The sequence below is a fragment of the Pseudoalteromonas sp. SWN166 genome (assembly GCF_015864485.1).
In the GTDB taxonomy this organism is placed as follows: domain Bacteria; phylum Pseudomonadota; class Gammaproteobacteria; order Enterobacterales; family Alteromonadaceae; genus Pseudoalteromonas.
Genome location: NZ_JADYXB010000013.1, coordinates 20,382 through 43,952, shown reverse-complemented (window position 1 = coordinate 43,952; position 23,571 = coordinate 20,382). Strand labels below are relative to the sequence as shown.

21 protein-coding genes and 1 pseudogene are annotated in these 23,571 nt (G+C 39.7%); 10 read left to right on the top strand and 12 right to left on the bottom strand.

Annotated features, from left to right (window positions below):
- Window positions 1-56 precede the first annotated feature (56 nt).
- Window positions 57-983: a cytidine deaminase gene (cdd, locus tag I6F49_RS09970; RefSeq protein WP_197180173.1), complete on the bottom strand. Its 927-nt coding sequence runs from the start codon at window positions 981-983 to the stop codon at window positions 57-59.
- Window positions 984-1,142: 159 nt separating this feature from the next.
- A complete protein-coding gene (gene ppc, locus I6F49_RS09965; RefSeq protein ID WP_197180171.1) occupies window positions 1,143-3,788 on the bottom strand; it encodes a phosphoenolpyruvate carboxylase in 2,646 nt (881 codons plus the stop codon).
- Between the two features lie 120 nt (window positions 3,789-3,908).
- Between ppc and I6F49_RS09960 the strand changes: the two genes are divergently transcribed.
- From I6F49_RS09960 to I6F49_RS09940, 5 genes are all read left to right on the top strand, one after another.
- A complete protein-coding gene (locus tag I6F49_RS09960) occupies window positions 3,909-4,307 on the top strand; it encodes a thiol-disulfide oxidoreductase DCC family protein (protein WP_197180169.1) in 399 nt (132 codons plus the stop codon).
- Window positions 4,304-5,032 carry an SDR family NAD(P)-dependent oxidoreductase gene (locus I6F49_RS09955; RefSeq protein WP_197180167.1) on the top strand — a complete coding sequence of 243 codons (729 nt, stop codon included), beginning with the start codon at window positions 4,304-4,306 and terminating at the stop codon, window positions 5,030-5,032. Before I6F49_RS09960 ends, I6F49_RS09955 begins: the two co-directional genes overlap by 4 nt.
- Before the next feature lie 9 nt (window positions 5,033-5,041).
- Window positions 5,042-5,653: a flavin reductase family protein gene (locus tag I6F49_RS09950; RefSeq protein WP_165740765.1), complete on the top strand. Its 612-nt coding sequence runs from the start codon at window positions 5,042-5,044 to the stop codon at window positions 5,651-5,653.
- Between the two features lie 73 nt (window positions 5,654-5,726).
- Window positions 5,727-6,947, top strand: coding sequence for a M24 family metallopeptidase (locus tag I6F49_RS09945; RefSeq protein WP_197180165.1), 1,221 nt, complete (start codon window positions 5,727-5,729; stop codon window positions 6,945-6,947).
- 124 nt (window positions 6,948-7,071) lie between these two features.
- Window positions 7,072-7,731, top strand: coding sequence for a DsbA family oxidoreductase (locus I6F49_RS09940; RefSeq protein WP_197180163.1), 660 nt, complete (start codon window positions 7,072-7,074; stop codon window positions 7,729-7,731).
- A gap of 814 nt (window positions 7,732-8,545) precedes the next feature.
- On the opposite strand, the gene I6F49_RS09935 is transcribed toward I6F49_RS09940, so the two are convergent.
- The 8 genes and pseudogenes from I6F49_RS09935 to I6F49_RS09905 form a co-directional block, all read right to left on the bottom strand.
- Window positions 8,546-9,541, bottom strand: coding sequence for a DUF4062 domain-containing protein (locus I6F49_RS09935; RefSeq protein WP_197180161.1), 996 nt, complete (start codon window positions 9,539-9,541; stop codon window positions 8,546-8,548).
- Window positions 9,542-9,758: 217 nt separating this feature from the next.
- Window positions 9,759-10,059 (bottom strand): annotated as a pseudogene (locus I6F49_RS20635) (transposase); the annotation flags it as partial.
- A 679-nt stretch (window positions 10,060-10,738) separates the two neighbouring features.
- The gene (locus I6F49_RS09930; RefSeq protein ID WP_002959014.1) at window positions 10,739-11,017 is read right to left on the bottom strand and encodes a peptidylprolyl isomerase; all 279 of its coding nucleotides are present in this window, start codon (window positions 11,015-11,017) and stop codon (window positions 10,739-10,741) included.
- A gap of 102 nt (window positions 11,018-11,119) precedes the next feature.
- Window positions 11,120-11,542 carry a thiol-disulfide oxidoreductase DCC family protein gene (locus I6F49_RS09925; protein WP_197180159.1) on the bottom strand — a complete coding sequence of 141 codons (423 nt, stop codon included), beginning with the start codon at window positions 11,540-11,542 and terminating at the stop codon, window positions 11,120-11,122.
- A gap of 24 nt (window positions 11,543-11,566) precedes the next feature.
- Window positions 11,567-12,094, bottom strand: coding sequence for a response regulator transcription factor (locus I6F49_RS09920; protein WP_197180157.1), 528 nt, complete (start codon window positions 12,092-12,094; stop codon window positions 11,567-11,569).
- Window positions 12,091-13,332, bottom strand: coding sequence for a sensor histidine kinase (locus I6F49_RS09915; protein ID WP_197180258.1), 1,242 nt, complete (start codon window positions 13,330-13,332; stop codon window positions 12,091-12,093). The genes I6F49_RS09920 and I6F49_RS09915 overlap by 4 nt, the downstream gene beginning before the upstream one ends.
- Before the next feature lie 61 nt (window positions 13,333-13,393).
- Window positions 13,394-13,798 carry a nuclear transport factor 2 family protein gene (locus I6F49_RS09910; RefSeq protein WP_197180154.1) on the bottom strand — a complete coding sequence of 135 codons (405 nt, stop codon included), beginning with the start codon at window positions 13,796-13,798 and terminating at the stop codon, window positions 13,394-13,396.
- A gap of 8 nt (window positions 13,799-13,806) precedes the next feature.
- Window positions 13,807-15,114 carry a metal-dependent hydrolase family protein gene (locus I6F49_RS09905; protein ID WP_197180152.1) on the bottom strand — a complete coding sequence of 436 codons (1,308 nt, stop codon included), beginning with the start codon at window positions 15,112-15,114 and terminating at the stop codon, window positions 13,807-13,809.
- Window positions 15,115-15,267: 153 nt separating this feature from the next.
- Between I6F49_RS09905 and I6F49_RS09900 the strand changes: the two genes are divergently transcribed.
- Together I6F49_RS09900 and gloA2 are read left to right on the top strand one after the other, a co-directional pair.
- The gene (locus I6F49_RS09900; protein ID WP_010553987.1) at window positions 15,268-16,347 is read left to right on the top strand and encodes a ketoacyl-ACP synthase III; all 1,080 of its coding nucleotides are present in this window, start codon (window positions 15,268-15,270) and stop codon (window positions 16,345-16,347) included.
- Window positions 16,348-16,417: 70 nt separating this feature from the next.
- The gene (gene gloA2, locus I6F49_RS09895; RefSeq protein ID WP_165741174.1) at window positions 16,418-16,804 is read left to right on the top strand and encodes an SMU1112c/YaeR family gloxylase I-like metalloprotein; all 387 of its coding nucleotides are present in this window, start codon (window positions 16,418-16,420) and stop codon (window positions 16,802-16,804) included.
- 38 nt (window positions 16,805-16,842) lie between these two features.
- On the opposite strand, the gene I6F49_RS09890 is transcribed toward gloA2, so the two are convergent.
- Both I6F49_RS09890 and I6F49_RS09885 read right to left on the bottom strand, forming a co-directional pair.
- Window positions 16,843-18,207 (bottom strand): leucyl aminopeptidase family protein, encoded by a 1,365-nt coding sequence (locus I6F49_RS09890; protein WP_197180150.1) that lies wholly within the window; start codon window positions 18,205-18,207, stop codon window positions 16,843-16,845.
- A gap of 87 nt (window positions 18,208-18,294) precedes the next feature.
- A complete protein-coding gene (locus I6F49_RS09885; protein ID WP_007582356.1) occupies window positions 18,295-18,717 on the bottom strand; it encodes a hypothetical protein in 423 nt (140 codons plus the stop codon).
- 112 nt (window positions 18,718-18,829) lie between these two features.
- Here I6F49_RS09885 and I6F49_RS09880 point away from each other — a divergent pair, with 112 nt between their 5' ends.
- The 3 genes from I6F49_RS09880 (at window position 18,830) to I6F49_RS09870 (ending at window position 23,417) form a co-directional block, all read left to right on the top strand.
- Window positions 18,830-19,000 (top strand): oxidoreductase-like domain-containing protein, encoded by a 171-nt coding sequence (locus I6F49_RS09880; protein WP_010553991.1) that lies wholly within the window; start codon window positions 18,830-18,832, stop codon window positions 18,998-19,000.
- A 310-nt stretch (window positions 19,001-19,310) separates the two neighbouring features.
- Window positions 19,311-21,893: a TonB-dependent receptor plug domain-containing protein gene (locus I6F49_RS09875; protein ID WP_197180148.1), complete on the top strand. Its 2,583-nt coding sequence runs from the start codon at window positions 19,311-19,313 to the stop codon at window positions 21,891-21,893.
- A 90-nt stretch (window positions 21,894-21,983) separates the two neighbouring features.
- On the top strand, window positions 21,984-23,417 hold the full coding sequence (locus tag I6F49_RS09870) for a tetratricopeptide repeat-containing sulfotransferase family protein (protein WP_197180146.1): 1,434 nt from the start codon (window positions 21,984-21,986) through the stop codon (window positions 23,415-23,417).
- The last annotated feature ends 154 nt before the right edge of the window (window positions 23,418-23,571 follow it).

Here is a 23,571-nt window from a genome sequence, read left to right as displayed (position 1 = left end):
AGAATAGCGCATTTTAATAAAGCACAGCTCTGGCTGTGCTTTATTGTTTTGAAAGGTTATTTTAGCTGCGCACTAATTACTTCTATTGCCGGTAGATTATTAAAACTTGCAAGTACAGCACGTGCTACACCCGCTTGGTTTTCATGGCCTGCGGTTTCTAAAAGTGTAATTGATTTTACCGTACTTTCGTTAAAGCTAAGCCCTGCGATAAATAATTGGCTAAGTGCACTTTGTAGTGGCGACAAGCTTGGGCTGTATGCTGCGTTTTCTGCGTAACTTCCGTAAAAATCACCATTTTCAAATGTACTAATTTTTACTGCACTAAAGTTTTTACTATAGGGTACGTATGCGTTTAATGCTGTACTTGCTAGCTTTTCATCTAGTTGAGTATTTGCAAATACTTGCTGGTGAGGCTCTGGATTAAACAAGCTAAACGCGTTGCCTAAATCAGTCGGCCCGAACGAATGAGGCAGTAACTCTGCTAATTTAAAGTGCTGCTCTGGCAATAAAATATCAAACTCTTTAGCATCAGCGAGTTCGTTCATAAACTGGCGACAATACCCACACGGTGCATCGCTAATCGCTATTTTAACTATTTTTTTAGCGCCGTTTAGCCATGCATTATTAATTGCCGACTGCTCTGCATGCACCACAAGGCTAAGAGCCTGATGATCAAACTCTACATTTGCACCAAAGTAAAAGTTTATCTCATCGTTTTCATCAAGTGCTTTAACAATTGCGCCAACATGAAAATGTGATACCGGTGCAACGGCATACTCAGAAGCTAAAGGCACTAAACCTTGTAATAATGAATCATCAGATACGTTGAATTGTGAGCATAGCTGTTTAATATTATTGGAATTTAATATGCCACGTTGGTTTTTTAATTGACTACGTAATGATGCCGTTTGCGCTACGTTTAATGTGATGTGCGAATTTGTAAGTGCTGTATCTTGCTGTACAGTAAAAGTTGCTGAAGCCATAACATTTTTTAATTATTCAATGGCTAAGTAGTTTAAAAGGTTAGGGTGTTAAATACCAGCCTATTTAACGCAAAAAAGGGAGCACATCGCGTGCTCCCTTTAATTTTAACTGATATACCCAACAAAATAATTAATTGGTATACCTAACAAAATAACATGTTAACCGGTATTACGCATACCTGCCGCAATACCTGTCATCGTGATCATTAATGCATTATCAATGTCACCTTCGTTGTGTTTTTCTTCTGAACGAGCACGGCGTAAAAGCTCAACCTGCAATAAATTAAGTGGATCGGTGTACGGGTTACGTAAACTAATCGACTCTTTAATCCAAGGCTGTTCAGCCAGCAAGCTTTTTTGTGGGCTAAGTGACTGCACTAGGCTAATAGCTTCTTGTAGCTCTTTACGAAGCGTTACACCTAGTGGTTTGTATATATCTTCCACCAGCGCGTTATCGTAATGTTCACTCAACCAGCAATCGGCTTTACTAAATACCATTTCTAGCATTTCTAAGCGCGACCTGAAGAACGGCCACTGTAAGCTCATTTCGTTTAGAGTTTCTGCGCCGTATTTATCAAGCGCTGCTTTTAAACCCGTTAACGCACCTAACCATGCCGGAAGCATTAAACGGTTTTGACTCCACGCAAAAATCCACGGAATAGCACGCAGGCTTTCAACGCCGCCATTAGGATTACGTTTTGCAGGGCGTGAACCTAGCGGTAATTTAGACAGTTCAAGCTCAGGTGTTGCCATTCTAAAGTAAGGTACAAAGTTTTCATCGTGACGAACTACGTTACGGTAGTGTTCACACGACTCTTCACTTATTAGCTTCATTACCTCGCGCCATTCTGGCTTTGGCTCCGGCGGCGGTAGTAAGTTACTTTGCAGAACTGCGCCTGCGTAAATATTTAAGCTTTGCAGTGCTACATCGGGTAAACCAAATTTAAAGCGGATCATCTCGCCCTGTTCGGTTACACGCAAACCCCCTTTTAACGAACCTGGCGGTTGTGAATGCAGCGCTTGCGCCGCAGGTGCACCACCACGCCCTACTGTACCACCACGTCCATGGAATAAAATAAGCTCAATACCGCGAGCATCAGCAAGCTGTACTAGTTTATCCATTGCTTCGTACTGCGCCCAACCTGCTGCCATCATGCCGGCATCTTTGGCAGAATCAGAGTAACCAATCATTACGTTTTGGGTATTTTTAATATGCCCGCGATACCAAACATTATCAAGCAATGTAGTAATTACATCACTGCCTGCATTTAAATCATCGAGTGTTTCAAACAGCGGCGCTACAGGTAAATCAAAGCTACAGCCGCTTTCTTTTAACAATAGCTGTACTGCTAAAATGTCTGATGCTGTTCGCGCCATCGAAATAATATACAAACCAAATGTTTCTTCGTCTTGCTTGGCAATTACATCAAAGGTATCAAGTACTTCTTGTACATCTGGGCTTGGTTGCCAATGTTTTGGAATAAGCGGTCTGCGTGAGTTAAGCTCGGCAAGTAAAAACGCTTGTTTGTCTTGCTCTTGCCATTGGTTGTAGTCGCCTAAACCTAAATAACGAGTAAGCTCTGAAAACACATCGCCGTGACGAGATGAATCTTGGCGAACATCAAGTTTAGCTAAACGCAATCCAAAGCTATTTATACGGTGCAATAAATCAAGCAATAGGCCATCGGCAACTACTTTCATATTACACTTTAATAATGAGCGGTAGCACACCTCTACTGGGTGCTTAAGCTGATTAATATTAGTAATTAAGTCTTGTGAATCACTACGCTTATTTTTAATTTTAGCACCTAAGTGCGCCACGGTTTCTGCAACTTGATTTTTAAGCTTTTTAATTACTGCTCTGTAAGGTTCAAACTCTTGCCCTGCAAGCTCAATAAGCTCATCACTGGCATCTGACATTGATAGTTCAGCACATAATGTTTTTAAATCTTGAATGTATAAATTAAGTGCCATCCAACGGCCATGGTCAAGCACCTCTGTTGTAACCTGCGAAGTTACAAACGGATTACCATCACGATCTCCACCCATCCAAGACGTAAACTCAATTGGGCTGTAATCTATTGGTAACTCCAAGCTGAGCTGGTCTTTAACATTAGCTGAAAACTCACGTAAAAAACGCGGAACGGCGTGCCACAGGCTATTTTCTATAACCGCATAGCCCCATTTAGCTTCATCTACAGGCGTTGGGCGAGAACGACGAATATCGTCAGTATGCCAAGCTTGGCTAATCAGCTGCTCAATGCGATTTAAAATATTATCACGCTCTTGCGGTAAGTTATCTTTTCGCTCAAGCGATGCTAAACAATCGCTTAGCTCAACTTGTTTGTTAATCATAGTACGGCGCGTAACCTCGGTTGGGTGAGCAGTCAATACTAAGTTTATGTGGAGTTTTGAGAGTGTTTCGGCCAAATGATTACTGTCTAGCTGGCCTTGGTCTGCTTTTGTAGCTAACGTTTTTAATGTTTGAGTGAGAGGGTTTTGTTGACCAAAGCCAACATCATTAAAACGCGAAACGGTATGAAATTGCTCTGCTACATTGGCAAGATTTAAAAAATGATTAAATGAACGGGCAACCGGTAAAAGCTCTTCATCACTAAGCGCGTGAAGTATATCTATCAGCGCTTGTCTGTCGTCTTCATTACCACTGCGAGATGACTTTGATAAAGCACGAATTTCTTCAACTTTATCTAAAATCGCTTGGCCTTGGGCATCTTTAATTGTTTGTCCTAGTAGTTGCCCTAGTAAGTTTACATTACCTCGCAAGGCGGTATATTGTTCACTCATTTCTCATTCTCCTTTGTTTCGTGGAGTGCTATTAATATCATCATGGAGCAAAATTTAATAGATCCATTTGCAATGCCGTGTCGTAAAAAAGTATATGAAAAATAAACGCTAACCTATTTTATGATCATTTTTTATGATGGCAGCTGCCCTCTTTGCAGCACCGAAATGACACAACTAAAACAATTTGATACTGACAATAAAATTGTGCTTGAAGATCTTAACGCCGCCGATTTTAGTGAGCGCTATTCATATATTGATAAAGAAAAAGCAATGACCTATTTACAAGCGCAAACACATTCAGGCGAAATGGTTTATGGGTTAGATGTAACCTATCAGGCATGGAAAATTGTAGGTAAACACAGCTGGTTGAAAATTTTTCGCTTGCCAATAATTAGTTTTTTCGCTGACTGCGGATACCTACTATTTGCAAAGTATCGGCACCCCATCAGTCGCTTTTTAATGCCAAATACTCAGTGCAGTAACGGCCAATGTGGTATAAAAACAAAAGGTGACAAATGAAAACCATTGTTTTATTTGGCGCTAGCAGCGCAATTGCAAAAGCGTATGTTGGGCACTTAAATAACCATGCATCGCAATTTAAAGTACTGTGTGTAAGCTCAAGTGAATATCGCAGTAGTGCCTCTACGAATATTGAGCACTTTAGCACTGACTACAGCGCTAAAAGCTTGGCTATTTTTACCCAGCACTTAAAAGACACGCAAGCCGATTTACACCAAGTTATTATATTCAATGGTAAACTTCATAACGCTCAGCACATGCCAGAGAAAAAATTAGAAGATTTAAACGCTGATTATTTTAATGAGATTATAAGTGCAAACACCCTCACCCCATTGCTGTGCTTGCAAAGTATATTGCCGCTGTTAACCCATAAAACGCAGTGCACAATTACAGCACTAAGTGCACGCGTAGGTAGCATTAACGATAACAAGTTAGGTGGTTGGTATACTTACAGAGCGTCTAAAGCGGCGCTTAACATGTTGTTTAAAACTGCCGCTATAGAGCTTGCTCGTCGTGCTAAAAATACCAAACTCATTCTGTTTCACCCTGGCACTACCGATACAGCACTTTCAAAGCCCTTTCAAAAGAATGTACCTGAAGGCAAATTATTTACCCCTGAATTTGTAGCCAAGCAACTATTTGAATTAACAAACAATAACCCTGATTTAAAACTAAACGGTGAGCCTGCTTATTTAGACTGGCAAGGCTCTACAATACCGTGGTAAGGACTTTTAATGCATTTTACTAAAGCGCAAATAGACGCACTTGAAAAACATACCCGTACACATTTAATTAATTCTCTTTCGGGTTTTAAAAGCGCTAATTTAATTGGCACGCAAGACTTACTCGGCAATACCAACTTGTCGATTGTAAGTTCGGTTATTCACCTTGGGGCTAACCCACCGTTAGTCGCAATGATTATGCGCCCTCACAGTGTGCCGCGTCATACGTTTGAAAACATATTACAAACGGGCACTTACACCATAAACCAAGTGAATAAGTCAATTTATAAGCAAGCTCATCAAACTTCAGCCCGTTACGATAAAGACGAGTCTGAGTTTGACGCTACAGGCTTAACACCTGAGTACTTAAACGACTTTACAGCGCCTTTTGTACAAGAAAGCCGTTTAAAGTACTCGGTTAAATTTGTAGAAAACCAACATTTAGCCATCAATGGTACCGAGCTTGTTATCGGCGAAATTATGGATGTATATGTAGATAAAGCAGCACTACAAAGCGATGGTTTCCTAGATTTACAAGCAATAGAAACAGTGGCAGTAACCGGGCTTGATAGCTACCATACCAGTAATAAATTAATGCGCCTGCCTTATGCAAAAAAACCTTAGCGTGCATGTTATCTCATAAAATTGAATTCCCTTTTCACATTGCGCACAATGCCTAAAAACCAAGGAGAAAAACATGACCACCATAGGTATAGGTACACAATCAAGCGAGCAAGCACTGGCAAGCTTAAGTAATATGACGCAAACGCTAACCCCTATTGCTGCTGACGAACATTTAGAGCGCATAGCCAAGGCGCAAGCGTATATGCTAGCAAACAACATAGATGCAATTTATTTAAACGCTGGCACCAATCTAACCTACTTTACAGGTATGAAATGGTACGCGAGCGAGCGCATGGTTGGCGCAATATTACCCGCCCTTGGTGAAGTACAATACATTGCGCCTTATTTTGAAATTGGCTCGTTAAACGGGTTTAAAGTAATAGATGGGCCTATTCATGGGTGGCAAGAGCACGAAAACCCTTATGCACTTTTTGTCGAAGTATTAAAAAAATTAAACATTAATGAAAACGCAACCATTGGCATTGATGAAAGCGCACAGTTTTTTATATTCGACGGTATTAATAAAGCGCAAACGGGTTTAACACTCATAAACGCACAACCTGTAACTGCGCATTGCCGTATGCATAAATCAGTTCACGAGCTTAGCTTAATGCAGCGCGCTATGGATATGACCTTAGCCGTGCATCAAGCCACAGCAAGCATGCTTTATGAGGGAATAAGCACCACCGAAGTAGAAGCCTTTATTAAGCAAGCACACCAAAAAGTAGGTGCGCCAGGTAACTATTTTTGTATTGTTTTATTTGGTGTAGCAACATCTTTTCCGCATGGTGTTAAAGACGCCCAAGTACTTAAAAAAGGCGATATGGTATTAATTGATACCGGCTGTAAAGTGCACGATTACCTATCGGATATAACCCGTACCTATGTATTTGGCGAGCCAACAATGCGCCAACGTATGTTTTGGGATCACGAAAAAGCAGCGCAAATGGCCGCATTTAATGCCGCTAAAATTGGCGCTACCTGCGAAGACGTAGACGCGGGCGCACGTAACTATTTAGCGGCGCAAGGGTTAGGCCCGCAGTATCAAACACCGGGTTGCCCGCATAGAACGGGGCATGGCATTGGGCTAGACATTCACGAATGGCCATACTTAGTTGGCGGTGATAAAACCCCACTTGCCCCAGGCATGTGCTTTAGTAACGAGCCAATGTTAGTTATACCCGATGAATTTGGCGTGCGTTTAGAAGATCATTTTTACATGACCGACAACGGCCCTCACTGGTTTACAGAGCCTAGCCATAGCATCGACGACCCATTTGGGCTTAACGCCTAAAGATTAGTACCATCTAAAAGAGCAGCTGTTTAGCTGCTCTTTTTAGTTTGAGGATTGATAATGCATACTTCGTCCCAATATCCTTTTTTATACTTAGTTATAAGCAATCCTCAAAAGGATAAATATGAAAAACTTTAAAATTGATATCGTTTCAGACGTAATGTGCCCTTGGTGTGTAGTGGGTTATAAAAACCTAGAAACTGCACTAGAGCAACTTAAAGGCGAAATGAGCGCAGATATTACGTGGCATCCTTTTGAACTAAATCCAGATATGCCAATTGAAGGTCAAGACTTAAACGAACACTTAATGCAAAAGTACAACCTAAGTGAAGAGCAAGGCGACGAAAATCGTAAAAACATGTTCGAAGCAGGTCAACGTGCTGGATTCACCTTTAATTTTGATGGCAAACGCATCATGATCAACAGCTTTGACTTGCATCGTTTATTAATGTGGGCACGTGAAGAAGGTAAGCAAACAGAGTTAAAACTCGCCTTTTTTGAAGCGCACTTCACCGATTTAAAATACTTAAATCAAGAAGAAGCACTGCTCGATGTAGTTGAAAAAGTGGGTCTTGATAAAGAAACTGCGCGCGGTATTCTACATTCAGATAAATACGTACAAGACGTACGCCAAGAGCAAGACAACTTTAAACAGATGGGTATTACTTCCGTCCCTACATTTATCATAAACGATAAATATGCACTTACTGGCGGACAACCAAGCGACTCATTCATTCAAGCACTAAAACAAATTAGTGAAGAAGAAGCCAAGCAAGACGCTTAGCGAGTAAAATTGTTGTTTAACACTTCAAAAGGCTGCACATTGCAGCCTTTTCTATTGCGTATAAGTAAGCGAGTAATAATCACCTTACTATAAACTTATTTGATATTTTATCGTCAACATACAGTATTAAATGCGCGTGATTATTCGTAATATTAAAAGTAATTTATCTTTAACACACCCTCTTGGATTCTCATAAAATGCTCTTCACCGTATAAAAATTAGAATGGGTATTTGTAGTGCTCAACTAATTTCGGCTGATGGGCAGAACGCTCAGGCAACGCTATTTTCGTCTGCGTAAAAATTTAAGTTAAACACGTAGGTTGTGTAGAGCGTAGCGAAACCCAACGAATATTCAATATTAGACAACTAGCCTGGCAGAGAAGGTAACGACCACCCTTCAAATATATTTGAAAATGGTGCTCGGATAAGCAAAGCGTCATCTGGCACAGTAACTTATTTGAGTTTCGAAACACATAAACAGCTAATTTATATAGCAAAAAAAGCAAGACAGGTATCTTAATTGAACAAGCAAAGCTATCCCAATTAAGATGGGTGTCACGTTAACTCTGTGTAAATAGAAATATTTGCGCTAAATTATGTACTTAAAAGCCCAACTAAACTCCAAATAATGGCTCCAGCAACCGGCATTGAAATAGATCTGTTTGAAGATTGTTCAAATTCTTTTCTGTATTCATCTAATGTCAAAATACCCTCTCCTTGCTTGAGTAATTCTCAGACTTATTGAAGCACATAACGCTTTGCTCACCGGAAAATTGGGAGCGCAGCGAGTAATTTTTCTGCGTGCAGCAACTTGTTATGTATTAGTCTTTCGGACAGTTCTTAATTTCAACATTAAGTCCTTTCCTGCCTCGGTTATGCGCCAAAAAAGCATCATTCCACCTTTTGTCGTTTTAGAATAAGCAACATCAACAAGACCAAGAGCCATTAACTGAATCTTTATTGTTTGGAATATCTGGTCATCTATATCAGATTCAAGATAGTCACTAACCGTACGTTTTATAGCATTCTTTTTAATTGTTATTTTTACTGAGCCGTCACTCGGATTTTCAAGTAGATATGGCGCTATACATGAAAAAACATCCTGCCAAGTCATTTCTTCTGACCATTGATAAGTGCTACCTTGCCATTGTTTCTTATAACTACCACTTAGCTTAATAACTTCAGTATAATCAGCTAAATTATCGATTGAAGACTTTGGCTTAATACTTAGCTCAGCTAAATCTTTATTGAGTTTATCGTTTTGTTTTCTCAATTCATTTATTTCTGAGAGCGACTCTGATGAAGTTTGATTGTTAGCCCTAACCCACCCAACGGCAGGATAAGTTTTAATTGTCTTTGTTAAGCTTAAAGCGACAAGACCTGGCAGCTCGTTTGCGTGCGTCCAAAATTTAACAAGTCGACCAGATGAAACTTGGCTTCTAAACTCGCTAAGTTTGGCCATAAGTTCAGGATCAATATCAGTTTTGGAAACTGATAAATCTTCAGGAGATTCGTGAAGGAAGGCTATTACTTTTATGCCTTTCTCAACAGCATATTGATATTCCTTTTCTGTGTAACTAATACCGTCACTAGACAAAGAACCATAACGACCACCAATAATTAATAGATAATAATCACAGTCGTCGATTACTTTCTTAATAAACTCCCACTGTTCCTCATCAGAGGCTGGGAACATTTCCATTCCTGATGGTATGCAATCCATTTCCATTAAGGTCTGGAGGACTTTTTGGCGTTCATCCTTTAAATCTGCATACGTTGAGCTAACAAAAACTTGATAACGTTTGTCCAACCTTTCCTCCTAATACATAACGAGCCTGTAGATTAACTCGTTTTTTAATTTGTTTTTATTGATAAATAAACCATAGCTGAGTTCCTATTTTGGTTCAATCGATTACTGTGTTTTTCATAGAATATAAAAAGCTGGTTTGGTGTTGTTTCAATTGGTGTTTTGGAAGGGATTTCAGGTGTCTGAATGGCTTATTTGAGGTTAAAAGGGCTTCCCCTTCTTAATGCATCGTGTTTTGCAGTTTTTCTATATTATGAACAAGGCAATACAGGTATTCACTTTCGCTTGACCTCGTAAGGTCAGTTTATTCATCCCTTTATTCACTGTAATGTTCCGCTTTTTATTTGAAGGTAAGCCGGTCAATACAGCCTAGTCGTTTGCCATTCTTTAATAAACAGCTATCGTCGCCCCATTGGGCTATCTATTTTTACTTTCATTTTGTCTACATAGCTCAGCTTTTTGCGTAATTCATTATTTATAATAATACGCTCTTCATGCTGTTTTTGTTGGCTTTTTCGCAAAAATTTAGGATGGGTGTCTTGTTAATTTTCGCTTCTTGTTAATTTTCGCTGTTAATTTACTAGAAGGCGCTCGCTTCATGCAAGCGCAACAACAGGAGATGTGATCAAGAGACAGCAATTAAGATGGGTGTCACGTTAATTTAAAGCAAAACGTAATACAAAAAAAAGAATGGCCTGAGCAACTTGGCTGGCTCATTAGCTCTTTTTATTAAAAGGGTTAGATAACTCTATTACCTGCTTACAGTAACTTGCTAATAGGCCCTCTATTTACTCTGTAAAATGGATTCATTTGGCTTTGAATATTTCAATTCAAAGTATTCAGGATTATTTATAATTAAAATAGCAATAAAGTACGCTATAAGAAGCCCCGCTCCTCCCTTCAATATAGTTCTAACTTTCAACGTTTTATAAAACCACAAGGCTCTAAAAAAAATAAATAAACTATTACAAGAAAATAAGACTAAAAGTACTGAAAAAATTAGTAAAATTATTCCTAATGGATTTCCCATCATTTTTCTCCTAGCAAACTAAGTTAGAGCAATCACTACAAATCACTACAAATTAAGAAAATTAAGATGACACCCATCCTAATTCTTAGTTCGTCAAAGTGTAAAGTTTTGGATAGGTGTTGAGGTGGACGCTTGTTAAGGCGCGTCAATTGCCAAACTGCTTAAGTAAATTAAGTTCGATAAAGTACTTTAATTACATGCCAGCCGAATTTTGTTTTAACTAGGTGGGGTTCTAAAATTGCACCTTTAAATGCAATTTTATCAAACTGAGGAACCATTTGTCCGCGTCTAAATTCACCTAAGTCTCCGCCTTTTTTGCCCGAAGGGCATGACGAATACTTTTTAGCTAAGGTTTGAAACTTTGCACCTTTACCTAATTGCTTAATAATATCTTCTGCAATCTCTTTGTGCTTAACCAAAATGTGAAGTGCATGTGCTGTGTTTGCCATGAAAAAAGCCTTTTATACCGTTAGCTAAAATTAAACGCGGCGATTTTAACACAACCCCATAAACCTAGCATCTACTTATACTGCAGTGTATTAATGCCTAATTTATAAATAATGTTTAGCATCATCAGGGTTGGGAATTCTACAATACTGATATTTTCCAAATAAGGTATAGCGGTTTAAGGCAACCCTATCGTATAACCAATTATTAAACCTATTTGGCAAAATACTAAATACGTTTGCTAGTTTATATGGGTAACCTAACTGCTTAACAACGTTAAAAAAAGCATGACTTTGTGTAAATGCTTTGCCATCCTCAACAAACACCATTGAGGCATATTCAGTTGTTGAAAAACCAAAGTGTTCTAACAACAGTTCCCCTTTTGGAGATTGCACGCTGCATAGTTTAAAAATGGTATTTGTATCGTGAGTAATAATAAAATTACACCACGCGCTGCATAGCTTACATTGCGCATCAAATAATATAATTTTTTGATTTTGCATTAATGCTGCTGCATCATTACTCATAACACTTTCCTTAAATTAAGTACTTTACTGCTGCACCGGCTTTTTTTGTAATTTACGCTGTAACGTGCGCCTGTGCATATTAAGTTGCCTTGCGGTAACCGACACATTGCCATTATTGCTGTGAAGCACTTGTTGAATATGCTCCCACTCTAAGCGCTCCGGCGACATAACTGCATCACCAATAGCACACGATGCAGATGCTACAGGCTCGGTGTTAAGCGCTTTTAATAATGTTGCCATATCAACCGGCTTAGTAAGGTAGTCGTTTGCGCCTAAACGCATTGCCTCTACTGCGGTTGCTATACTTGCAAACCCAGTTAGTAAAACAATATGAGTTTGGGGGAGCAAACTACGCAGCGGCTTTATGAGTGCAAGTCCGTTGTCGTCACCTAGTTTCATGTCTAATAAAACAAAGTCAGGCAATAGTTTGCGTGCAGTGAGTAACGCATCACTTTGATTATGTGCTACTTCGCAAGTAAAGCCCTGTTTAGTTAAGCGCCTTGCCAGTGTGCTGGCTAAATTAATGTCGTCTTCAATTATAAGTAACTTCATGAGGCTGTTTTCTCGGTGTTTACAATAGCGAGTTTCACTTTGGCGACAGCACCGCCATCTGCATGGTTAAATAAGGTAAGTGAGCCATTTAAACGCTCAAAAGTAACATTTGATAAAAGCACAGCAAGCCCCATTCCCTGATCGCTTGGCATAAGTTGCCCACCCAGCTCTGCTAATTGCGATGACGAAAAGCCAGGGCCAAAATCACGAATTAACAAGTAAACGCATTCGCTATGTAAGTTATCTTGCTGCCAACTCAGCTCTAATTGAGTTTGACCTTGTTTTTGATTGGCGAGCGCGGCGTTTTGCAATAAATTCAAAATAGCAGGCAATAACATCGCATCACTCAATAGCGTTGCCGCAATAGGTGGCGTAATCCATTTAATGTGCTGATCAGGGTATTGCAGTAAAAGTGTGTCTGTAATTTGTGTTTGCAGTTGCTTTACCGTGGTATGCTCTTGCGAATTTTTAAGGCGTAATTGCTCTGAGAGTTTTCTAAAGTCGTTAAGCTGTGTACTACACTGAGTAAGCGGCGCTTGCATGTGCTTAACAATAGGGTTGTTTGGTTGATCTTCTAATAACTCTTCAAACAGTAACTGTAAGTTTGCTATAGGAGTCGCTAGTTGATGAGTTATTTGCGCAGCAGCGCCATCTAAGGTAACAAGCTGTTCGTTACGCAATTGTTTTTCACGCACATTTGCAATAATACGCTCTCGCTCCTTAAGTGCCCTGCTCATTGCGCCAATCACTAATGCAATTACGCTAGCACTTAAAACAAAATTAACCCACATGCCAATAAAATGACCACTCATATTCATTTGATGCATACTGTGATCGGGCATCTTTATCAGCAAAAAACTGTATGCGGCAATGGCTAATACCGCAATATAAGCTAATCCTTTTTCTCGCAGCGTAACAGCAGCTATCATTATTGGGAGCAATAACAGTGATACAAATGCATTGGTTGCACCGCCGCTTAGCGAAAGCAAAACCGTTAAAAATAATACATCAGCAGTTAGCTGCATCAACATACCCAAAGGTTTAGCGCGGCTTACATTACGATAGGCAAACAGGCTAATAAGCTGAAAAACAGCCTCAATGGCAATAACAATCAGTAAAGGCAGTAATGCGATTTGATGTTCTAGTAAAAAATAAACGCTAAGCACAGCAATTAATTGCACCGCAATAGCGCCGCTTCGCAGCATTAATAGTCGACTAATAGTGGGGTCGGTACGCATTAACAAGAGGTAATTGCCCAATCAAATGTTTAATAAAGGTATTTTAACGGGTATATGGTTTTTAATCATCATCCATCGAAATTGAAAACGGCGCACAAGGCGTTCCTTGATGAAACACCATTTTCCATTGCTCGCCTTGTTTACGCCAAAGCGACATACGCAACGAGTAATTAAACTCCGCCCGAGCAGAGCGCCTATAAGCAGTTTGATAACTAAGTTGCACTACATCATCACTCAGCATTCGGCCCTTAAAATGCTGATTATAAAACTGTGGCACAACCTCGGTAGGTAAGCGGGTAAGCACTTGGTATTTATTGAACGTAGTGCCGTTGGCAGCAATTTCGATAAATTCATCATCGAGTAAAGCATCTAATGCGCGCTCAGATTGGCGAACTTCTGGGTCTAGTAACTGGCGCTCAGCGTCAATCAAATGATTAAACAACGACACTTTTATTTTGCTGCTCATAACCTTCCCTATTGTTTATAAACTTGCCCAGCTTTCATAACAAATTGCACGTTTTTAAGTACGTCGATATTTTTAAGCGGTGAGCCATTCACACTGATAATATCTGCTTGTTTACCAACACTCAAGTCGCCAATGAGTGCACTTTGTCCCAGCAGTTTAGCTGCTTGTATAGTTGCTGATTTAATAGCTTGGGCTTCGCTCATACCATTGTTTACCATTAAACTAAATTCGTTAGCATTGAGCCCATGACGCGACACCCCAGAGTCTGTTCCAAAAGCTATATTAACCTTATTCTTCAGTGCAAGTTTAAACGAAGCCTGCATTTTTGGAGTTACTTCACGCACTTTATCGGCTATTGCCGGTGGCATATTTGGATTTGTAAGCACCTCTTCACTGACCGTTGCACCCGCTAAAAGCGTCGGTACTAAATAAGCTCCCGTTTTTTTAAATAACTTTATTGCCTCTTTATCTAAATAAGAGCCATGCTCAATAGAATCTACACCGGCTTTTAAGGCCGCTTTTATACCTTGTGTACCGTGTGCATGCGCTGTAACTTTACGCCCTAAGTGGTGAGCCGTATCAACAATTGCAATCAGCTCTGCATCTGTAAGTTGTTGGTTAACACCTGCTGCGGTATTACTTAGTACTCCACCCGTGGCAGTAATTTTAATTACATCAGCGCCACTTTTAATTACCTCGCGTACCGCACGGCTACAATCATCCGCGCCATTACATATACCAATCCCGCCTGTAACCGCATCTGTAATATCTTTTCGATAACCGTGCATATCTGCGTGTCCACCGGTAGGCGATATTGTATTACCCGCTGCAAAAATGCGAGGGCCGTTAATATCATTTCGGTCAATAGCACGTTTTAGCGGAAATATAACTTTGTGATCGCTACCTAAATCTCGCACTGATGTAAAACCCGCATCGAGCGTACGTTGTAAATATTTAATTGAGCGCAAAGCATAATCGGCGTCATATTCTGTTGCCCAGCGGTGAGGGTTTGCTTTAGCATCTCGCTCAAACGTAACGTGAACATGCATATCAATAAGACCAGGCATTACAAATTGATTTTTAAGATTGATAATATCGGCATCAGGTAGGTTAAGTTCTGCTTTTGTGAGGTAGCCGTTTTTAATGGCTGTTATTGTATTATCTGTTATGACTAACGTTTGCTCTGTTTTTACTTTTTGATCCTCGGATGCAAGTAAACTGCCCGCATAAATAATTTTATGTTGTTGAGCAAAAGCCCCATTTGCTATTAATGCCAGCGTTATTGCAGTGAATGTTGTTATTAGTGTTGTTTTCATACTTGCTCCTTTTTTATACTAGCATTACCTTAAATAACCTGTAATTGCGAATATTTACGACACAAAGCATGCTATAAACTAGTCTTGAAAGCCGTTTTTTGGTATAACTCACCCATTAGTAATACATGTCAGACCACCTTAAGAGAACATACTATGCCTTACGCACATATCACTGGTTGGGGTAAATGCATTCCACCAGCAAGCATTAGCAACGATGAAATTAGTGAAATAGTTGATACCACCGACGAGTGGATAACCTCGCGTACAGGCATTAAATCTCGCCGAGTGAGCCATGTAAGTACCGCCGAGCTGGCAACCGTTGCAGCTAAGCATGCTATTGCGTGCGCAGGCGTTGATCCTAAAGATATTGATTTAGTGATATTAGCAACCTGTACACCTTCTACAGTTGTGGCAAATACTGCCTCACAAGTGCAAAAAAATATTGGTGCAACAGGCGCTGCCGCAATGGATACAAACGCGGCATGTTCGGGCTTTTTATATGCATTGCAAGCTGCTACAGCACAAATTCAAGCGGGTATGATCAAAAAAGCAGTGGTCATTGCCGCTGAGCGTATGACCTGGTATGTAAACTGGGCACGTCGCGACAGCGCTGTTTTATTTGGCGATGGCGCAGGTGCTGTCGTACTTGAAGCGGCAGATACGCCAGCTGGTTTACTAGCAACCAAAACTGGTTGTGACAGTGAAGACCGCGATATTTTACACATCACTAACTTTGGTAGTGATTTAAATAAATATGAGCCAATTGGTCCATCTGATTTATTATTTGAAGGTCGTGAAATTTTCAAACGTGCTGTTAAAGGCATGAGCGAAGCGTGCGACGATGTACTTAAACAAGCCGATTTGAGCCTTGATGACATTAATGTACTCGTTCCACACCAAGCTAACTTACGTATTATTCAGGCTATTCAGCATCGTTTAAAAGTACCTGACGAAAAAGTAATGGTTAACATTGGTGAGTATGGTAATACCTCTGCTGCTACGATTGCTATTGCGTTATGTGAAGCCGTTGAGCAAGGGTTAATTAAACCGCATTCAAACATTATGTCTGCTGCATTTGGTGCAGGCCTTACGTGGGCTGCAAGTTACATAAAATGGGGCGAACGCGTAACGCCTATTAGTGTAAGCGATGCCGCTTTACCGCCATGTGATAAAACCGGTTTAGAACTTGTAGCACCGGCCGTTAAAGCATGTAAAGAAGCGCAGCCAAGCTAACACGAGATGTAATAAGCCACATTTAAAACGCACTTATTTAAGTGCGTTTTTGCTTTTTAAGGAATTAAATTTGAAACTTTTAGGGATTCATCACGCTGCGATTATTTGTAGTGACTATGCGCGTTCTAAACACTTTTATAGTAATGTACTTAAACTTAACGTTATTAATGAGCACTTTAGAGCTGATCGTAATTCATATAAATTAGATTTAGCCATGCCCGATGGTAGCCAAATAGAGCTATTTTCGTTTGATGGAGCGCCTGTAAGACCAAGCTATCCCGAAGCACACGGCTTAAGACATTTAGCTTTTAAGGTAGCGGATGTACAGAGTGCTAAAACGTATTTAGAGTCGTGCGAAGTAAACGTTGAGGATATTAGAGTGGATGAAATAACCGGCAAAAAGTTTACCTTTTTTGCCGATCCAGATAACTTGCCACTTGAGCTTTATGAGGTTTAAAACTCATAAGCTCAAGTTCTTACTATTGAATCAAAAACTTATTTATTAAAACGATTTTGTAAGTAGTTAAATACAGCCCGAATACCTAATGCTTCACCACCCGTTGGACGACCTGGTAATGCACGTAAGTTCCACGCCATTACATCAAAATGTACCCACGGTGTTGTTGGTTCAACAAATTCTTTTAAGTAAAGCGCTGCAGTAATAGCACCACCAAACGGTGTACTTGCGCAGTTTGCCATATCGGCTACATCACTTTTTAGTAAGTTTTTATATTGCTCAAACAACGGAAGTTGCCAAACAGGGTCGTGTACACTTAAACCAGCGTCAATAATACCGTTTGCTACATCGCGCTCTGTTGAGAAAAAGCCCGGAAGCTCTGTGCCTAATGCAACACGACATGCGCCCGTAAGCGTAGCAAAATCAATAATTAGTTCAGGGTTATCGTTTTGTGCTTCACTTAGCGCATCACACAATACTAAGCGCCCTTCTGCGTCGGTATTATCAATTTCGACCATAATGCCTTTGCGGGTTTTAATTACATCGCCTGGACGAAATGCATTACGCGATACCGCATTTTCAACAGCTGGTACAAGCACTCGTAACCTAATTGGTAAGTTAGCTGCCATAATAAGCTGCGCTAGTGCTATTACGTGCGCTGCGCCGCCCATGTCTTTTTTCATGTTACGCATGCCAGAGCTCGGTTTTAAATCAAGTCCGCCTGAGTCAAAACATACGCCCTTACCTACTAGTGTAATTAATGGAGCATCTGTTGCACCCCATTTTAAATCGAGTAAACGCGGTTTATTTTCGCTTGCACGACCCACCATGTGAATAGTCGGGTAGTTTTGCTCTAGTAACTCATCGCCAATCCACTGTGAAAATTCGCCATTGTAAGTTGCAGCTAAATCTTCCATTACTTGCGATAAATGTTGCGGCATCATATCTACCGCTGGCGTATTAACTAAATCACGTGCAAGTGTAATAGCATCAGCTTGTTGGCTAATACGCTCAAACAACGCTTTATCGCTAATGGCTAATTGCGCTTTTGCTGTTGGTTTTTCTTTATATTCACTAAATTCGTAACCACCAAGCACAAACCCTAAAGCAACTTGCTCTACAAAAGCGCTCTCACCTTGAATTTGATAAGTACCAGTAGGAAGTGTATTTGCTAAATTACCCGCAGCCCAAAAATCATCGCTACTTTGCATTAAACAAAATACCTGGCTTAACTCGCCCGTTTTAGCATCAGGGATTAAAGCAACACCTTGCTTTTCGAAACCTGTATTAGTTAACCAATTTTGTATAAATGCAGGCTGCTGTGCTTGCCAGTCAGATAATTCGTTTTTAAGAATAAAAGATAAAGGAATACCAGAAGATGTATGACGTAGTAATGCACTCATTAAAAAGCTCATATAATATAAAAATGGTACTTAAGAGCATATCAATAAGCGCACCTAAAAGGTATCGCTAATTTGAAGGGATTTTAGCTACTTTTTTAAGCTATTTTTGGATTCTTGCTTTTGATTTTCTTGATCTATTTTAGCATCAAGTTCTTTAATAGATTTGTTCATATTAAACGAACTTGGCAGTACATCAACTCCCACTAAACTCCCTAATTTAACAACTAAAGGAATTGTAAGCGGGGCAAAAGGTAATACTGCAAACACACCGAGCCCTAACCCTTTTAAAATATCAACAAACTGTTCATTGGCGCGTTTTAACTCCTCTTTACTTGTTTGGCCTTGAGTGTAGCGCCTATAAATAGAGAGCATTTCTTTGGTTTCTTGTTTTTCTTGCGCAAGTGCAATTTTAAGCGCCACCATAGCACGGCGAAAACGCAGCTGTTGGCGTTTTTTACTAATTTTAACTACCCGCCAAGGTGCACGGTGAATAACTTTATATAATCGCATAACTTTTATTTTCACACAGCAGCACGGGTTCACAAAGAATAATTTACTTACAACATCCTTTAACTTATCCTTTGCACCAAATTAGTATTAAATACATACAACAACACTGAATATGACAAACCAACTACCGCAAAAACCTGAAAAACCAAAATCTGATGAATGTTGTGGTGGTGGCAGTTGCTGCCCCTGCGTGTGGGATGAATATAAAGAAAAATTAGCAACTTGGCGATGTGCACAAAACATTGAAAACCCCACCAAAAAGAAACAAATAAATAACATTTAAATACTGATAACGCATTAATTTTCCTCTCAACAACCCTATTTGCACTTATTTAATTCATTTTAGCTTTACTTTGCACCATTGTTGCATTTTTTCTTAAATTGAATCTTTTTGTTATCAAATGGTTAATTAGTAATTGCCCTTCCCGTTTTTTACCTATAGTCTGTAAATAGGACTTCACAAAAAGTAAGCTTAATTGATTAGGCTTTTGAGCTAAACCCTCAAACTTATGTGAAACAAAAAATTAAGTTAAAAATAAATGATGTGAAATTAGCATCAAAAATAAGAATTATTCTAACTGGGGAAAATTAGAATGAAATTAAAAAATAATGCGCTAAACCAAGCAATCAAATTTGCTTTAGCTACAACCACTGCAGGGTTGTTTTTTTCGGGTTCTGCTATTGCAGCAGACGAGCAACAGCAAACTAAAGTAAATAAAAACGTAGAGAAAATTGCCGTAGTAGGTACGCGCTCAGCTCCACGTTCAATCGGTGACTCACCAGTTCCAATCGATATTATTGGCGGCGAAGAATTAGAAAGATCAGGCAATACCGACATGCTTGAGCTTTTAAAAGGTGCCGTGCCATCTTTTAACGTACATCAAAATCCTATTAGTGATGCGGCCTCTCTTGTTCGCCCAGCTAACTTACGTGGTTTACCATCAGACAGCACATTGGTTCTTTTAAACGGCAAACGTCGTCATCGTGCTTCTGTAATTGCATTTTTAGGCGGTGGTATTAACGATGGCGCGCAAGGCGCAGATATTTCAGTTATTCCAAGCATTGCTATTAAACAAGTAGAAGTACTTCGTGATGGCGCAGCTGCACAGTATGGTTCTGATGCGATTGCCGGTGTAATGAACTTCCAACTAAAAGACGCTTCTGAAGGTGGTAAATTAGAAATCCGCCATGGTCAATTTTATGAAGGTGATGGCGATACAACACAAGTGTCGGGTAACGTGGGTTTACCGTTTACCGACAATGGCTTTGCTAATTTAAGCTTTCAATATAAAACAGCTGATGCAACAAGCCGATCAGTTCAACGTGCCGATGCTGCTGCACTTTCAGCAGCCGGTGTTCCTGATGTATCTTCTCTTGCACAAGTATGGGGCGCACCAGAAGTAAACGACGATATTACAATTTTTGGTAATGTAGGTTTAGAGCTAACGAACGATTCTGAATTTTACATGTTTGGTAACTACTCTGAACGCGATGTACGCGGCGGCTTTTACTACCGTAACCCGCAAACACGTTCTGGCGTTTACTCAAACGATGGTGGTGAAACACTACTCGTTGCCGACACAACACCTGATATGAGTGCTAACTGTCCTACTATTGCAATAACAGATGGCAACGTACTAGATGATCCTGCTTATATAAATGGTGTAGCAAACAACCCAGATTGTTTTGCCTTTAATGAGATGCTTCCAGGTGGTTTTACACCTAACTTTGGCGGCAACATTACTGATACTTCTTTAACTATTGGTACTAAAGGTCGATTCACTGGTGGTTTCTTAAAAGATACATACTATGACTTAAGTGGTACTGTGGGTTTAAATGAATCACGTTACTTTATTTACGATACGGTTAATGCCTCTTTAGGTGCAGATACACCACGTGATTTCAGCCCAGGTAAATATGAGCAACTAGAGAAAAACTTTAACTTTGATTTATCAAAGGGTGTCAACTTTGGTTTAGCTTATGATGTAAACATTGCCGGTGGTTTTGAATGGCATGAAGAAACATTCACTATCATCTCTGGTGATGAAGCATCTTACACAGCTGGCCCTTTAACAGCACAAGGTTTTGGTATTGGCTCTAACGGCTTCCCAGGTTTTAAACCATCACAAGCTGGTGAGTTTTCTCGTCGTAACTATGCAGCATATGTTGATGTTGAAGCACCCTTTACTGAAGACTTCTTAATGGGCTTAGCGCTTCGCTTTGAAGACTACGACAGCTTTGGTACTACAACTAACTACAAAGTAATGGCTCAATACCATTTAACTGAAGATTTAAATATTCGTGGTTCTGTAAGTAGCGGTTTCCGTGCACCTACAGTTGGTCAAGCTAACGTAAGTAACGTACAAACAAGCTTAGACAGCGGTGTATTACAAGATTCAGCGCTTCTTCCACCAACAAACCCTATTGCAGTGCAATTAGGTGGTACAGAGCTTGAGCCGGAAGAATCACAAAGCTATACACTTGGTGCTGTATACACAATCGGCGAGTTATTTTTAACGCTTGATTACTACAACATTCAAGTAGATGACCGTATTAGTCAATCAGATAAAATCAACTTAAGCCAAGCAGATAAAGATACACTTACAGCCGCTGGAGTTCCTAATGTACAAGGTCTTGCTCAGGTAAGCTTTTTTACAAATGACTTTGATACAACAACTCAAGGTATCGATTTAGTTGCAAACTATACTGCTGAACTAATGGGCGGTAGCTCTACATTTAGTCTTGCTTATAACTGGAATGATACTGAAGTAACTCAATTTAGTGAGATTACAGGTGCGTTTAAAGTTAAGCGCCTAGAAGAAGACTTACCTAATCATCGTGCAACGTTCACATTGTCTCAACAATGGGAATCAGTTTCTGCATTTGCTCGTGCAAACTACTACGGTGAATACCAAGGTGTTCACGTTGATTATGATGCAACAGCTAAAACAGCAGATGCTGCAGTCACTATTGATGCTGAAGTAACTTACTTCTTAAATGAATCAGTTAGCTTTTCTGTAGGCGCTCAAAACTTGTTTGACCAAGATGCTGAAAAACTTGATTTTGCAGAAGCCGCAGGCGCACCAAATAATAACTGGGGTGGTAAATATTACGAAACATCTCCGTTTGGTATTAACGGTGGCTTTTACTACGCTAAAGCAACATATACTTTTTAAACTATTTTCATGAAGAACCAAAGGCGAAATGTTAAAGACATTTCGCCTTTTTAATTTTATAGTTAATAAAAATAATAATAATGCCTAACTATGCTACTTGAAAAAGCTAACCAACTACTGCAACAAAATAAACTCAAAGAAGCTGAGTTTCATTTTAAAACGCTATTAAATAGTAATCCCGAAAATGGTGAAGCTTTATTTGGCTTAGGCAGAATTGCCCTACGATTAGAGCGTTATGACGCTGCCGTGTACTTACTCCAAAAAGCGTGTGAGCGCATGCCTCATATGCTTGAACCATTACATGCCCTTGCTGATGCATTTAACGGTGTTAATTCGCCAAACGATGCGTTAACGGTGCTCGAATACGCAAAAAAATTAGCAAGTCATAACCCAGAGCCTCATTATTACTTAGCACAGCACTATTTAACACATGGCGAGTTAGATAAAGCCCATACAACCTTTGCTCATGCACTCAGTATTGGGGTATACCCTGTAACAGCTTATATTTTATTTGAACTTGTGCAGTTAGGCCGGTTTGATAAAGAGCATAATTATGTAAGTAATTTGCACCACTTACTAACTCAAACGAGCAATTTACGTTTAAAAATGGTGTGTTACTACGCATTAGCAAACAGTTACGATGCACTTGAAGATACCGAGCAAGCATTTAATTATTTTATATTGGCAAATAAATTACAAAGAAAATTAAGTGAATTTAACACTAAAGATTTAATCCCTTTTTACGATGAAATAATAAAATACAACACCGAGGAATTTATTGCCTCTGCCGATAAAAAATTTACAGGTAATATTACACCTGTATTTATTATTGGTATGCCTCGTAGTGGCTCTACCCTCCTGGAGCAAATGTTGGCAAGCCATAGTCAGTTTTCGAGCCTAGGAGAAAGTACGAGTATTAGTAATAACGCGGTTGCTTTTATCGAGCAAAAAACGGGAGTTGCTTACCCGCAATGTTTAGCGCATTTAACGCCTGACTTAATCAAAAAAGCCCGCGAGCTTTATATCGCAACATTAAAAACAGCATCGCCCATCAGACCTTTTATAATAAATAAACTGCCGAGTAATTATCAGTCGCTCGGACTAATATATATCCTATTTCCAAATGCCAAATTTATAAACTTAAGTCGCAACTTTAATGCTACTGCGTTTTCTATTTTCACTAATTACTTTGCCGAAAACGAGCCTTATTTTTGCTCACTACCTGAGTTTAAGCTTTACCATAGTGTGTATGAAAAACTGATGAGCCATTGGTACTCCTTTAAAAGTATGCCAATTTATGATGTCAGTTACGAAGATTTAGTGAGCAACCCAAAAGAGCAGCTAACGCAGTTACTTGGTTTTTTAAACTGTCATTTTGAACAGCGTTGCTTAGCGTTTTATAAACAAAAAACACCGGTAACCACGTTGAGTAAACATGCTATTCGCCAACCTATTAATAACGCCGCAATCGCTAAGTGGGAGCGTTACAAAACACCGCTTTTAAAGTTACTTGATGAGAATTAATTAGGGCCTGTTTATCTTTCGAGGTTAAATTTGCAGTAGGCTGTTTGGTATTTAGGCAAGGCAGAGCCTATGTAGTGTGGTTGTTCCCCATAAATAGGCGATAACGTAGCATAAAGACCAAACATGCGCTGCCTTTTGGGTTCAACCCTGAAAG